Source organism: Nocardioides marmoraquaticus (genome assembly GCF_054777915.1).
In genome coordinates, this window is the sequence record NZ_BAAHAA010000008.1 from 101,255 (window position 1) to 114,099 (window position 12,845).

Genomic DNA, 12,845 nt, shown 5'->3' on the forward strand with positions numbered 1-12,845 from the left:
GCTGCGGATCGCGGACCGAGCGCCTTGCCACGGCGACGCCCGGCGGCCACGATGTGGGCCATGACCGAGCAGCGCAACGGCACCTCGCGGGCCAGCGGCCTGATCGACGACCTGTCGAAGCAGATCATCGAGCAACTCCAGGCCGACGGCCGACGGTCGTACGCCGCCATCGGCAAGGTCGTGGGTCTCTCGGAGGCCGCGGTGCGCCAGCGGGTGCAACGGCTGACCGAGGCGGGCGTGCTGCAGATCGTCGCGGTGACCGACCCGCTCCAGCTGGGGTTCTCGCGCCAGGCGATGGTGGGCATCCACGTCGACGGCGCCGTCGGCCCCGTCGCGGAGGCCCTGACGCGGCTCGACGAGGTCATCTACGTCGTCATGACGGCGGGCGGCTTCGACGTGCTGTGCGAGGTCGTCAGCGCCAGCGACGAGGAGCTGTTGTCGCTCGTCGGCGACCGCATCCGCGCCGTGCCCGGGGTGCGCACCACCGAGACCTTCATGTACCTCAAGCTCGCCAAGCAGGTCTACAGCTGGGGCGTGCGCTAGTCCGACTTGCCGCGCCCGACCCCGCCCCGTGGGAGTATCGCCGCGTGATCAAGGGGGAGCTGCCGTCCGAGGGTTCGCCCCCGCCGCGACACTCCGCCCGCCCGCCGAGCATGACGATGGATCCCGCGAGCAAGGCCATCATCGGCCTGCTGCAGCGCGATGCCCGCCGGCCGTACGCCGAGATCGCCGCCGAGGTCGGCCTCGACGAGGACGAGGTCGTCGAGCGGGTACGTCGCCTGGTCGACGCAGGTGTCATGCAGCTCACCGCGGTCACCGACCCGCTCCAGCTCGGCTTCGCTCGCCAGGCGATGCTCGGCGTCAGCGTGGACGCGGAGTCGGTCAGGGCGGTGGCGCAGGCCGTCAGCGAGGTGCCGGAGGTCTGCTACGTCGTCATCACCTCGGGCAGCTTCGAGCTGCTCGTCGAGGTGGTCGGCGACAGCGACGCCCACCTGCTGGAGATCGTCACGACCCGGGTCAAGCCGCTGCCCGGCGTGACCGCGATCCACACCTTCCTCTACCTCGAGCTGCAGAAGCAGAGCTACACCTGGGGCGTGCGCTGAGCGTCAGCCCCGCTCGACCTGCACCTCGCCGTCGGCGAACTGCTTGCGGATCACCTTCTTGTCGAACTTGCCCACGCTGGTGCGCGGCACCTGGTCGATGAAGGCCCAGGCGTCGGGCAGCTGCCACTTGGCGAAGTCCTGGGCCAGGTGCTCGCGCAGCTCCTCGACGCTGACCTGCTCGCCGTCGCGCACCACGACGGTGGCGAGCGGGCGCTCGTCCCACTTCTCGTCGGGGATCGCGACGACGGCCGCCTCGACCACCGCCGGGTGACCCATCAGGGCGTTCTCGAGGTCGACCGACGAGATCCACTCGCCGCCCGACTTGATGACGTCCTTCGACCGGTCGGTGAGCGTGATGAAGCCCCGGTCGTCGAGCTTGCCGACGTCGCCGGTGCGCAGCCACCCGTCGCGGAACTTCTGCCCCACGTCGGGGTCGTCGCTGTTGTAGTAGGAGCCGGTGACCCACGGGCCCCGCACCTCGAGCTCGCCGACCGAGCGGCCGTCGGCGGGCAGCGCGTCGCCGTCGTCGCCGACGATGCGTCCCTCGACCCCGCACAGCAGCCGGCCCTGCGTCGCGCGGAAGCGCCACGCCTCCTCGGTCTCCTCCTCTACGCCCAGCGGCGGGCGGCCCGCCGACGCGACCGGCGAGGTCTCGGTCATGCCCCACGCCTGTCGTACCTCGATGCCGTGGCCCCACAGCCCCTGCTGCAGCGACAGGGGCACCGCCGAGCCGCCGCACAGGATCAGCCGCAGCGACTCGGGCTTGGCCTCCGGGTGCTTCTCGAGGTGGCCGAGCACGTCGTTCCACACCGTCGGCACCGCGCCCGAGACCGTCGGCCGGCTCTCGGCCATGAACCGGCACAGCGGCTCGGCCTGCAGCCAGCGGTCGGGCATGCACAGTGACGCGCCGCTCATCAGGGCGGCGTACACCAGGCCCCAGGCGTTGGCGTGGAACTGCGGCACGATCGGCAGGACCCGCTCGTGGGCGTCGAGCGCGGCGACCGTGCCGCTCCAGATCGCCATCGAGTGCAGGTAGAGCGAGCGGTGGCTGTAGACGACGGCCTTGGGGTTACCGGTGGTGCCGCTCGTGTAGCACATCGCGGCGGCGTCGCGCTCGTCCACCTCGGGCCACTCGAAGGCGTCGGGCTGGTCGGCCAGCAGATCGGCCCAGCGGTGCACCTGCGCGCCGTGGCCCTCCAGCGGGCCGAGGTCGGCGTCGACGGCCTCGGGCCCGGCGACGACGACGTGCTCGACGGTCGCCATGCCCGCGAGGTTGGGGGCCAGCAGCGGCACCAGCGAGGCGTCGACCAGCACGACCCGGTCCTCGGCGTGGTTGGCGATGTAGACGAGCTGCTCGGCGGGCAGCCGGATGTTGAGGGTGTGCAGCACCGCGCCCATCGAGGGCACCGCGAGGTACGCCGCGAGGTGCTCGGCGTTGTTCCACATGAAGGTCGCGACCCGCTGGTCGCCCTCGACGCCGAGGCCCCGCAGTGCGTGGGCGAGCCGCGCGACCTCCGCGCCCAGCTCGCCGTACGTCGTCGAGCGGGAGCCGTCGGCGGTCGCGGTCACCACCTCGGAGTCGCGGTGCACCGTGGTGCCGTGGCGCGCGATCTCGCGGACCGACAGCGGGACGTCCTGCATCGTGCTGCGCATGGCGGGAGCCTGCCGGTCCCCGTGAGCCGGTGTCTAGGGTCCGGGGCGTGGCTGACTTCACGACGCGACCGACGCTCCAGGGCACCTTCGGCATGGCGTCCTCCACCCACTGGCTCGCCTCCCAGGCGGCGATGCGGATGCTCGAGCTCGGCGGCAACGCCTTCGACGCCGCTGTCGCGGGCGGCTTCGTGCTGCACGTCGTCGAGCCGCACCTCAACGGTCCCGGGGGAGACCTGCCGGCCATCGTCGCGACCGCCGACGACCCGACGCCGCGGGTGCTGTGCGGGCAGGGCCCGGCCCCGCGGGCCGCGACCCGCGAGGCGTACGCCGCCCTCGGCCTCGACCACGTGCCGGGCTCCGGCGTGGCTGCAGCGGCCGTGCCCGGCGCCGTCGACGCCTGGCTGCTCCTGCTCCGCGACCACGGCACGCTGCCGCTCGCCACCGTGCTCGAGCCCGCGCTGGGCTACGCCGAGCACGGCCACCCGGTGCTGCCGCGCGTCGTCGACACCCTCGCCCGGGTGCAGGCGCTGTTCGAGCGTGACTGGCCGACGTCGGCCGAGCTGTGGCTGCCCGGCGGGCACGTGCCCCGGCCCGGTGAGCTCGTGCGCAACGCGCCGTACGCCGCTGTCCTGCGCCGGCTCGGTGAGGCCGCGACCTCCGCCGGGTCCGACGTCGCCGGGCAGGCCGAGGCGGCCCGCCGTGCCTGGGGCGAGGGCTTCGTGGCGGAGGCGGTCGACGCCTTCCGCGCCCGGTCGTGGCGCCACCGGCACGGCGAGGCCGAGCTCGAGGTGACCGGGTTCGTCGACGGCCAGGACCTCGCCGACTTCAGCGCCACGTGGGAGCCCGCGGTGGTGCGCTCCTTCGCCGGCGCCGAGGTCGCCAAGACCGACCTGTGGGGCCAGGGTCCGGGCCTGCTGCAGGTGCTGGGGGTGCTCGAGCACCGCGGGCTCACCGACCCCGACACCCCCGAGGGCGCCCACGCGCTGGTCGAGGCCTGGAAGCTGGCCATGGCCGACCGCGAGGCGTGGTTCGGCGACCGCTCCCCCGTCAGCGTCGACGACCTGCTCGACCCCGCCTACCTCACCGAGCGCGCAGCCCTGGTCGGCGAGACCGCCGACCACGGCCTGCGGCCCGGCTCCCCGGGCGGCCTCGAGCCGCGGCTGGCCGAGCACGTGCGACGCCTGGTGGCCGGCGAGGCGGTCGCCGTGGGCGACGGCGTCACCACGGGCGAGCCGACCGTCCAGCGGGCGGCCTCCGAGCTGGAGGGTCGCGGCGACACCTGCCACCTCGACGTGGTCGACCGCTGGGGCAACGTCGTCTCGGCCACCCCGAGCGGAGGCTGGCTGCAGAGCTCCCCGGTCATCCCCGAGCTCGGCTTCTGCCTCGGCAGCCGCTCGCAGATGTTCTGGCTCGACGAGGGGCTGCCCGCCTCGCTCGAGCCCGGCGCCCGACCGCGTACGACGCTCACCCCCACCCTGGTGCTGCGCGACGGGGTGCCTGTCGTGGCCTGCGGCTCCCCCGGCGGCGACCAGCAGGACCAGTGGCAGTCGCTGTTCCTGCTGCGCCACCTCGTGGGCGGCATGACGCTGCAGGAGGCGATCGACGCGCCGATGAGCCACACCACGAGCTTCCCGGGCTCGTTCCATCCCCGGGGCATGGAGCCGGGTGCGGTCGTGGCGGAGTCGCGGACCTCGCCCGAGGTGCTCGACGGGCTGCGCGCCCGCGGCCACGCCGTGACCGTCGACGGTCCGTGGACCCTCGGTCGCATGTGCGCCGTCTCCCGCGACCCGGCCACCGGCCTGCTCCAGGCGGGGGCCAACCCCCGCGGGATGCAGGGCTACGCGGTCGGCCGCTGAGCGTTTCGCGCCCCCGGGCGTGACCCCGGTCACTATGGTCCAGGTGTGCCGACCACCCTCGCCGAGCTGGGCGCGCTGTCCCGGCCGGAGCTGCGCGACTACCTGCGCACCGGTGACGTCCTCGAGATCACCGGGCTGATCCGCACCGCCGACGACGACGCGCTGCGCCGCGTGCTCGACCTCGAGCACTTCCGTGCCGAGGGGGTCGTGGCGATCCTCGGGCGGTTCGCCGAGCTCGCCGATCCCGAGCGGCTGGCGTCCCTGCGCGGCACGGTGCGCTTCGAGCTCGCCCGGGGTCCGGCGCGCGGCGACACCGAGGTGCACACCGCCCGCTTCGACGCCGGCACCGTGACCCTCGAGCCGGGCGCGTCCCCCGACGTCGTGATCCGCGCCGACCTGCTCGACTTCGTCCGGCTCGTCACCGGGCAGGCCAACGCGGCCCTGCTCTACCTCTCCGACCGGCTCGGCCTGACGGGCGACGAGCTGCTCGCCCTCGACGTCGGCTGCGTCTTCACGGTCCCGGGCAGCGGCCAGCAGGCGGTCGACCCCCGCTCGCTCGACCCCGTCGACGTCGCCACGGCCGTCGCCGCCTCGTCGGGCGAGCACATGCGCAGCGTCATGGCCGGCAGCTTCCGACCGATCGTGCTCGAGGAGGTGACCCGGCGCTTCCCCGACTTCATCGACGCGCAGCGGGCCTCCCGGATGCGCCTGTGCATCGGCTTCCGCATCGGTGGCCGGCCCGACGGCGAGCACGACCGCTTCACCGTGCACGTCGTCGACGGCACCTGCCGCATCGAGAACGACCCGGCCGAGGGCCAGCGTCGCGACGCCACCCTGACCCTCGACGGAGCCGACTTCCTGCGCCTCGCCACCGGCCAGCTGCACCCCGTGCGGGGCGTGCTCAGCGGGGCGCTCAAGGTGCGCGGCGACAAGGCGAAGGCGCTCCTCCTCAACGGCGTGATGCGGCCGCCGCAGCCCCGGCACCTCGGCTAGCGCGCAGGCAGGTGGGTGCGCGGGGCCATCCGTGCCCCGTGGCGCGGACGGCCCATGCCGGCGAGCTCGACGAGCCGCTGCACGCGGTGGCGGTGACCGGCGTACGGCGCCAGCAGCGCGGCCATGTCGTCGTCGTCGCCCACCTCACCGGTCAGCACCCAGGTCACGTTGGCGGCGACGTGGTAGTCGCCGAAGCTGACCGAGTCGGGGTCGCCCAGCGCCCGCGAGCGCACCTCGGCGCTGGTCCAGACGCCGATCCCGGGCAGCGTGCGCAGCCGCCGGTCGAACTCCTCGGGCGCGAGCAGCCCCGCCCGCTCCAGCGAGGTCGCCACCCGGGCCGCGTGCTGCACCGGGCGTGAGCGGGCGCCGTCGACGTGGGCCCGGAGCCACTCCCACGACGGCACCTGCCGCAGCTGCTCGGGCGTCGGCTGCACCCACAGCCGCACCACGGGGTCGGTCTCGCTCGGCGGGCCCGGAGCCCGCTCGCCGAAGCGGTGCACGATCCGCCGGAACCCGGCGAACGCCTCCTGCCCCGTCACCTTCTGCTCGAGGATCGCGGGCAGCAACGCCTCCATCACCCGCCCGGTCGCGCCGAGCCGCCAGTGGCGGTGACGGCGCCAGGCGTGGGCCAGCGGCTCCGGCGGCACGAAGCCGCTCGGGTCGTCGTCGGCGCCCAGCATCCGCGGGACGGAGTCGAGCACCCAGGTCGCCCCCGGGCCCCAGGCGGTCGCCTCGACCTCACCCAGGTCGGGCCGCGGCAGCAGCCGCAGCGACGCCGGGCCCTCGGGGGTGTTGACCCCGCGCCAGGTCGCGCCGTCGGCGGTGGTGCGGTAGGTCGGGTCGCCCGGGCCGCGGCGGTGCGTCTTCAGCACCTGCTCCACAGGGCAAGGCCACCCCGGTCGCCAGCGACGCTCCTCCACACCAGCAGGGTATGCGGGTCCTCCGACGACCCCGGGTCCGCTCGGGTCGTCGGGGCACGCTGGCACACGGCGCCCTACCCTGGCCGGCATGCTGCTCGCCCGCCTCGTGGAGGTCTCCGGCCAGGTCGCCGCCACGTCCAAGCGGCTCGAGAAGCGCGAGCTCATCGCCGACCTGCTGCGCGAGGCCGCGCCCGGCGGCGCCGACACACTCGACCTCGCCGCCACCTACCTCTCCGGCACGCTGCGCCAGCGCCGCACCGGCCTCGGCTGGCGCACGCTGTCCGACCTGCCGCCTCCCGCGACCGAGCCGTCGCTCACCCTCGACGAGCTCGACCGCACCCTCGACAGGGTCTCGACGCTGTCCGGCTCCGGCTCGGGCACCGCCCGCCGCGACGCCGCCGCCGACCTCTTCGGCCGGCTCACCGCCCCCGAGCAGGACTGGCTGCGCGCCGTGCTCACCGGCAACGTCCGCCAGGGAGCGCTCGACTCCGTGATGCTCGACGCCGTGGCCCGGGCGGCCGAGGTGCCCCTGGCCGAGGTGCGCCGAGCGGCGATGTTCAGCGCCCCCACCGGCCCGATCGCCGCCGCCGCGCTCACCCGGGGCGTCGAGGCGCTGGGCGAGTTCAGCATGGTCGTCACCCGGCCCGTCCGCCCGATGCTCGCCGGCACCGCCCCCGACGTCGCCGCCGGGCTCGACAAGGTGGCCCCCGACGACGCCGTCGCCGTCGACACCAAGCTCGACGGCATCCGCGTCCAGGTGCACAAGCGCGGCGACGACGTGATCGTCTTCACCCGCTCGCTCGACGACATCACCGAGCGGCTGCCCGAGGTGGTCGAGGTGGTGCGCGGCCTGCCCGCCCGCGACCTCGTGCTCGACGGCGAGGCGCTGGCGATCGGCCCCGACGGCCGGCCCCGCCCCTTCCAGGAGACCGCGTCGACGACCGCCACCCACGCCGGGGCCGCGGGCGTGGCGCCGTACTTCTTCGACCTGCTGCTGCACGACGACGACTCGCTCGTCGAGGTGCCGACCCGCGAGCGGCTCGCCCGCCTCGACGCCGTCGTGCCCGAGGAGCACCGCGTCGCCCGGCTCGTCACCGGCTCCGCCGACGAGGCGCAGGCGTTCTTCGACGACGTCGTAGCCCGGGGACACGAGGGCGTCATCGTCAAGCGTCTCGACGCGCCGTACGACGCCGGCCGCCGCGGCTCGGCCTGGGTCAAGGTCAAGCCCCGCCACACCCTCGACCTCGTCGTGCTCGGCGTCGAGTGGGGCAGCGGACGACGCCGCGGCTACCTCTCCAACATCCACCTCGGCGCCCGCACCGACGACGGCTTCGTGATGCTCGGCAAGACCTTCAAGGGCATGACCGACGAGATCCTCGCCTGGCAGACCGAGCGCTTCCTGGCCCTGGAGACGGCGCGGAAGGGGCACGTCGTCCACGTCAGGCCAGAGCAGGTCGTCGAGATCGCCTTCGACGGCGTCCAGCGCTCCACCCGCTACCCCGGCGGCGTCGCCCTCCGCTTCGCCCGCGTCCTCCGCTACCGCGACGACAAGCCCCCCTCCGAGGCCGACACCCTCGCCACCGTCCGCTCCCACCTGCCGTGACCCCGATCGGGGCATGGTTCGCCGCCCTCCTCCTCTGCATGGGCGGAGGCCTGGTCCTCGCGACCTCGTGGTTCGTCGACTGGCCGCCAGCCGTGCTGATCGGCGCGAGTGTGGCGTTCGTCGTGGGTAGCGCGGCGTTCGGCGTCCTCGCCCACCTCGACGCCCGTCACGAAGGGTTGTCCTGGCTCCGAGCGGTGCGCCGGGGGTTGTCGACCGCGATCCGTGCCTTTGTCAGCCTCCTCCCCTGACGCAGCGTCGGCCGAGATGCGACACGTGCCCTGCTCCCGCGCAGCGACCGTCGCTTGGTCCCTGAGGAGGTCGCGCAGCGACCGTCCCGAAGGGCCTCGCCGTCGCCTCGCCGGGTCTCGAGGCTCGTCGCTAGCGCTCCTCGCACCTCGACCACCGTAGGGCGCCGCATGGGTGGTCGAGGTGCGAAGAGCCCCCGGGCGAGGAGCCTCGAGACCGTACGATGAACGCACCGCTCTCTCGGGAGGCCCCTCGTCTCGCCGGGCCTCGAGGCTCGACCACCGATCGCGGGAGCTGGGCTGGTCGAGGTGTGACGAGCCCCTGGGCGAGGAGCCTCGAGACCCCGCAACCCGGACGCGACCCTGTGCACAACCCGCACCTTGTCGGCGGGCACAGTTAGAATCGAACACATGATCGACATCCTCGCCGACGCCGCCGCCACCCTGGTGACGCGCCTCGGCACCGAGGACGTCGACCACCTCCCACCCGAGGCACTTGTCGACCTGCTCGCCGCCTGCGAACGCCTGAAGGGCGCAGCCGCAGCCTGCCAGGCGAGGGCGACCGTCGCGTTCGCCGACCACGAACGCGCAGCCGGGCGGGGTGACGGGGTCGCCGCGCAGGTGGGGCTCGCCACGAGACAGTCGCCGTTCAAGGCCCGCCGGTTCGTGGGGTTCGCCCACGCGCTGGCCGAGCTGCCCCACACCCACGAGGCCCTCGCCGCCGGCGAAACCTCGGAGTTCCGGGCGTTCTCCATCGCGAAAGAGACGATGCTGCTCTCGCGCGAAGACCGCGCGGCGGTCGATCGGGAGCTCAGCCAGCGCCCCGGCGGCATTGGTGCGCTGTCCGACCGCGGCGCGGAGGCCGAGGCCCGGCTCATCGGGCAGCGTCTCGACCCTGCCGCCGCGGTCCGCCGCAACGCCGCCGCCGTGAAGCAACGCCGGGTCTCGCTGCGACCCGCCCCCGACGGCATGACCCGGCTGTCCGCCGTCCTGCCCGTCGTCGACGGGATCAGCGTGTGGGCCGAGCTCTGCCGCACCGCCGACACCGCCCGCGCCCAGAGCGATGGACGAGCACGGGGTGAGGTGATGGCCGACGAGCTCGTCGCCCGCCTGCTCGGCCGGAAGCCGACGGAGTCGACGGTCGAGGTGTCACTCGTGATGACCGACGCCGCCCTGCTCGGGTCCGACGACCCGGCCGCGCACCACGAACCCGCCCAGGTCGTCACCGACACCGGCCTGCAGGCCACCATCCCCGCCGACCACGCCCGCGCCATCGTCCGCGACGCCGCCGAGGTCTACCTGCGCCGGCTCTACACCGACCCGCAGCGCGGCGACCTCGTCGCGATGGACTCACGAAGACGCACCTTCACCGGCCAGCTCCGCAAGCTCCTCGTCCTGCGCGACCAGAGGTGCCGCACCCCCTGGTGCGACGCCCCCATCCGCCACCTCGACCACATCCGCCGAGCCAACGAACGCGGCCCCACCAAGGCGAGCAACGCCCAAGGCCTCTGCGAAGCCTGCAACCACGCCAAGGAGCGTGCCGGCCTCGCCCAACAAGCCAAGCTCGACGGGAGCGTCGTCACCCTGACGCCCACCGGCCACACCTACCGCGGGCACCGACCCAGGCCACCCGGCCCGCCACCCCCACCACGAGCCGACTGGTCACACCTCGAGACCTGGCTCCGCTCCGAGCTGCCCGCGTAGGTCGTCGTCTGGTCCGTGCGTGAGTCGCGGCGCTAACGCACGGGCCTGCGCAGTCGGGTCACCGACGCGCGAGCCGCCGCTGCAGCCGAGCGGCCCCTGGTCCGCTGAGCTCGTGGGCGACGCCCCGGCGGCCCGAGAGCACCATGAGCACCGCCTCTCCGGGGCCGCGGGCCTCGGGGCCCCGACCGTGGGCGAAGTCGACGTCGGTGGCGACGACGCGGGTGCCGCGCACGTGCCAGAAGCCGTGCAGGGGCGGGGCGGTGACGGCGAAGCCCAGGGCGTACCGCAGGCGCTCTGCCGGGATCTCACGCGGCCGCCCGAGCGGGCGCCGTACGTCCTGCTGGTGCACCACGCCGTCGACGAGCCCGACGGCGCCGCCGCGGGCGGCGGTGATGCCCGAGGGCCGCAGGTGGGTGCGCAGCCGGTCGACGAGACCGTCGTCGCCGAGGTCGCGCGTCCGGTCGAGGAAGTGCCGGTTGAGCCGGGCGAAGGAGAACCGGGACGGCAGCAGCTGCCGTCCGACCTCGCGGTAGCCGACGTCCTCGTAGCTGAGCAGGTGGGCGACGACGTCGCGCACCGACCAGCCGTCGCAGAGGCTGGGCGCGGCCCACTGCGCCGGCGTCAGCGACTCGAGGAGGGCCAGGAGCTCGCGGCGCTCGAGCTCGGCCTCGCGCATCACGTCCATGCCGCGCAGGCTACGCAGGAGGCGTGACCTGACTCTCGGTCACAGGTGTGCAACTCGCAGTTGCACTACCCTCGCACCATGTCCGCCACGTCCTCGACCTCCCGCAAGCCCGCCGCGGCCCGTCGCCGCGCACGGGAGGCCGAGATCCTCGCCGCGACGCGCGAGCTCTTCGACCGCGCCGGCGTGCGCGACGCCCAGGTGGAGGACATCGCCCGCGCGGTAGGCGTCAACCGGGCCATCATCTACCGCCACTTCAGCGGCAAGGAGGAGCTGTTCGCGCTCACCCTGGTCAGCTACCTCGACGACCTCGGCCAGCAGCTCGCCGACGCCGCCCAGCACGGCACGACGCCGCGGGAGCGACTGGTCGCGGTGACCGAGGCGTTCATCGACTTCGGCCTGTCCCACCCGGCCTTCGTCGACTGCGCGATGACGATCATGCGCCGGCCCGGGCCCGAGCTCCTCGAGGAGATCAGCGAGAGCGCGATGTTCCGCCTCGGCCGCGGCATGACGACCTGCCTGGCCACGCTGCGCGACGTGTTGTCGGCCGGCAACGAGTCCGGCGACTTCCACGTGGACGATCCCGAGCTGCTCGCCAACCACATGTACGCCAGCGGCCTCGGCGCCCTGCAGCTCGCCCGCGTCGGCATGCTGGTGCGCGAGCAGTCCCCCGGCGTCCCGGCCGTCGCCGACGTGTCGGCCGACGACGTGCGCCGCTACGTCGTCGCCACCGCGACGGCGCTCGCCGCGGGCGTCTGACCGGGCCCGGTCCCGGCTCAGCGCTCCAGGATCGCGACGACGCCCTGGCCGCCGGCGGCACAGACCGAGATCAGCACCCGTCCGGAGCCCTTCTCCTCGAGCAGCTTCGCCGCGTTGGCGATGATGCGCGCGCCGGTGGCCGCGAAGGGGTGACCGGCGGCCAGCGACGAGCCGTTGACGTTGAGCCTGGTGCGGTCGATCGAGCCCAGCGGCTCGTCGAGGCCGAGCCGCTCCTTGCAGAACACCGGGTCCTCCCACGCGGCGAGCGTGGAGAGCACCTGCGAGGCGAAGGCCTCGTGGATCTCGAAGAAGTCGAAGTCGGCGAAGCTGAGGCCGTTGCGGGTCAGCAGCCGGGCGGCGGCGTACGCCGGGGCCATCAGCAGGCCCTCGCCGCCGTGCACGAAGTCGACCGCCGCGGTCTCGGCGTCGACGAAGTACGCCCGGACCGGGATGCCGTGCGCCTCGGCCCACTCCTCGGTCGACAGCAGGGCGACCGAGGCACCGTCGGTCAGCGGGGTCGAGTTGGCCGCGGTCATGGTGGCCGCCTCGCCCTTGCCGAAGACCGGCTTGAGCTTGGCGAGCTTCTCCAGCGACGAGTCGGCGCGGAGGTTCTGGTCGCGCTCGAGGCCCTTGAAGGGGGTGATCAGGTCGTCCTGGAAGCCGCGGTCGTACGACGCGGCCAGCCGGTGGTGGGAGGTGACGGCCAGCTCGTCCTGCGCCTCGCGCGTGATTCGCCACTCCAGCGCGGTGAGCGCCTGGTGCTCGCCCATCGACAGCTTGGTGCGGGGCTCGCCGTTCTGCGGGATCGACGGGATGATGTCGGCCGGCCGGATCTTCGCCAGCGCCTTGAGCCGACCCTGGGTGGTCTTGGCGCGGTTGGCCTCGAGCAGGATCTTGCGGAGCTTCTCGCCGACCGCGATCGGGGCGTCGGAGGTGGTGTCGGAGCCGCCGGCGATGCCGGAGTCGATCTGGCCGAGCGCGATCTTGTTGGCGACGTAGATCGCCGCCTGCAGCCCGGTGCCGCACGCCTGCTGCAGGTCGACCGCGGCCGTCTCCGGCGCGAGGCGCGAGCCGAGCACCGACTCGCGGGTGAGGTTGAAGTCGCGGGCGTGCTTCAGCACGGCACCGGCGGCCACCTCGCCCACGCGCTCGCCGTCGAGGCCGTAGCGGACGACGAGGCCGTCGAGCGCGGCGGTGAGCATCTCCTGGTTGGAGGCCGTGGCGTAGGCGGTGTTGGACCGGGCGAAGGGGATCCGGTTGCCGCCGAGGACGGCGACGCGACGGGTCTGCTGCGGCATGGGGTCAGCTCCTGTGAGGTCAGAGGTCA

At 74.0% G+C, this 12,845-nt stretch carries 12 protein-coding genes; 8 read left to right on the plus strand and 4 right to left on the minus strand.

Annotated features, from left to right (window positions below):
- Positions 1-60 precede the first annotated feature (60 nt).
- Both ACYU8I_RS08345 and ACYU8I_RS08350 read left to right on the plus strand, forming a co-directional pair.
- Positions 61-543: an Lrp/AsnC family transcriptional regulator gene (locus ACYU8I_RS08345; protein WP_460839447.1), complete on the plus strand. Its 483-nt coding sequence runs from the start codon at positions 61-63 to the stop codon at positions 541-543.
- Positions 544-659: 116 nt separating this feature from the next.
- On the plus strand, positions 660-1,103 hold the full coding sequence (locus ACYU8I_RS08350) for an Lrp/AsnC family transcriptional regulator (protein WP_460839449.1): 444 nt from the start codon (positions 660-662) through the stop codon (positions 1,101-1,103).
- Between the two features lie 3 nt (positions 1,104-1,106).
- On the opposite strand, the gene ACYU8I_RS08355 is transcribed toward ACYU8I_RS08350, so the two are convergent.
- The gene (locus ACYU8I_RS08355) at positions 1,107-2,756 is read right to left on the minus strand and encodes a fatty acid--CoA ligase (RefSeq protein WP_460839450.1); all 1,650 of its coding nucleotides are present in this window, start codon (positions 2,754-2,756) and stop codon (positions 1,107-1,109) included.
- Between the two features lie 47 nt (positions 2,757-2,803).
- On the opposite strand from ACYU8I_RS08355, the gene ACYU8I_RS08360 reads away from it, so the two are divergent.
- Complete coding sequence (locus ACYU8I_RS08360) at positions 2,804-4,612, plus strand: gamma-glutamyltransferase family protein (protein ID WP_460839452.1); 1,809 nt, start codon at positions 2,804-2,806, stop codon at positions 4,610-4,612.
- 45 nt (positions 4,613-4,657) lie between these two features.
- Positions 4,658-5,605, plus strand: coding sequence for an SCP2 sterol-binding domain-containing protein (locus ACYU8I_RS08365; protein WP_460839454.1), 948 nt, complete (start codon positions 4,658-4,660; stop codon positions 5,603-5,605).
- Here the strand turns inward: ACYU8I_RS08365 and ACYU8I_RS08370 are convergent.
- A complete protein-coding gene (locus ACYU8I_RS08370; protein WP_460839456.1) occupies positions 5,602-6,486 on the minus strand; it encodes a DNA-3-methyladenine glycosylase family protein in 885 nt (294 codons plus the stop codon). The two genes, ACYU8I_RS08365 and ACYU8I_RS08370, sit on opposite strands and share 4 nt — an antisense overlap.
- 127 nt (positions 6,487-6,613) lie before the next feature.
- On the opposite strand from ACYU8I_RS08370, the gene ACYU8I_RS08375 reads away from it, so the two are divergent.
- The 3 genes from ACYU8I_RS08375 to ACYU8I_RS08385 all read left to right on the plus strand — a co-directional run bounded on the left by ACYU8I_RS08375 (position 6,614) and on the right by ACYU8I_RS08385 (position 10,077).
- Complete coding sequence (locus ACYU8I_RS08375) at positions 6,614-8,128, plus strand: ATP-dependent DNA ligase (protein WP_460839458.1); 1,515 nt, start codon at positions 6,614-6,616, stop codon at positions 8,126-8,128.
- Complete coding sequence (locus tag ACYU8I_RS08380; protein WP_460839461.1) at positions 8,125-8,376, plus strand: hypothetical protein; 252 nt, start codon at positions 8,125-8,127, stop codon at positions 8,374-8,376. Before ACYU8I_RS08375 ends, ACYU8I_RS08380 begins: the two co-directional genes overlap by 4 nt.
- A 408-nt stretch (positions 8,377-8,784) precedes the next feature.
- Entirely contained in the window at positions 8,785-10,077 is a 1,293-nt protein-coding gene (locus ACYU8I_RS08385) for an HNH endonuclease (RefSeq protein ID WP_460839464.1), read from the plus strand.
- 58 nt (positions 10,078-10,135) lie between these two features.
- On the opposite strand, the gene ACYU8I_RS08390 is transcribed toward ACYU8I_RS08385, so the two are convergent.
- Positions 10,136-10,762, minus strand: coding sequence for a maleylpyruvate isomerase family mycothiol-dependent enzyme (locus ACYU8I_RS08390; protein ID WP_460839466.1), 627 nt, complete (start codon positions 10,760-10,762; stop codon positions 10,136-10,138).
- A gap of 78 nt (positions 10,763-10,840) precedes the next feature.
- Here ACYU8I_RS08390 and ACYU8I_RS08395 point away from each other — a divergent pair, with 78 nt between their 5' ends.
- The gene (locus ACYU8I_RS08395; RefSeq protein ID WP_460839469.1) at positions 10,841-11,518 is read left to right on the plus strand and encodes a TetR/AcrR family transcriptional regulator; all 678 of its coding nucleotides are present in this window, start codon (positions 10,841-10,843) and stop codon (positions 11,516-11,518) included.
- Between the two features lie 17 nt (positions 11,519-11,535).
- Here the strand turns inward: ACYU8I_RS08395 and ACYU8I_RS08400 are convergent, their stop codons facing one another.
- Positions 11,536-12,816 carry an acetyl-CoA C-acetyltransferase gene (locus tag ACYU8I_RS08400; RefSeq protein ID WP_460839471.1) on the minus strand — a complete coding sequence of 427 codons (1,281 nt, stop codon included), beginning with the start codon at positions 12,814-12,816 and terminating at the stop codon, positions 11,536-11,538.
- Between the last annotated feature and the right edge of the window lie 29 nt (positions 12,817-12,845).

What these genes read in the sequence shown, in the direction of transcription:
- ACYU8I_RS08390 (WP_460839466.1), bottom strand. Translation starts at nt 10,762, where the DNA reads ATGGACGTGATGCGCGAGGCCGAGCTCGAGCGCCGCGAGCTCCTGGCC.
- ACYU8I_RS08345 (WP_460839447.1), top strand. Translation starts at nt 61, where the DNA reads ATGACCGAGCAGCGCAACGGCACCTCGCGGGCCAGCGGCCTGATCGAC.
- ACYU8I_RS08355 (WP_460839450.1), bottom strand. Translation starts at nt 2,756, where the DNA reads ATGCGCAGCACGATGCAGGACGTCCCGCTGTCGGTCCGCGAGATCGCG.
- ACYU8I_RS08375 (WP_460839458.1), top strand. Translation starts at nt 6,614, where the DNA reads ATGCTGCTCGCCCGCCTCGTGGAGGTCTCCGGCCAGGTCGCCGCCACG.
- ACYU8I_RS08350 (WP_460839449.1), top strand. Translation starts at nt 660, where the DNA reads ATGGATCCCGCGAGCAAGGCCATCATCGGCCTGCTGCAGCGCGATGCC.
- ACYU8I_RS08400 (WP_460839471.1), bottom strand. Translation starts at nt 12,816, where the DNA reads ATGCCGCAGCAGACCCGTCGCGTCGCCGTCCTCGGCGGCAACCGGATC.
- ACYU8I_RS08395 (WP_460839469.1), top strand. Translation starts at nt 10,841, where the DNA reads ATGTCCGCCACGTCCTCGACCTCCCGCAAGCCCGCCGCGGCCCGTCGC.
- ACYU8I_RS08385 (WP_460839464.1), top strand. Translation starts at nt 8,785, where the DNA reads ATGATCGACATCCTCGCCGACGCCGCCGCCACCCTGGTGACGCGCCTC.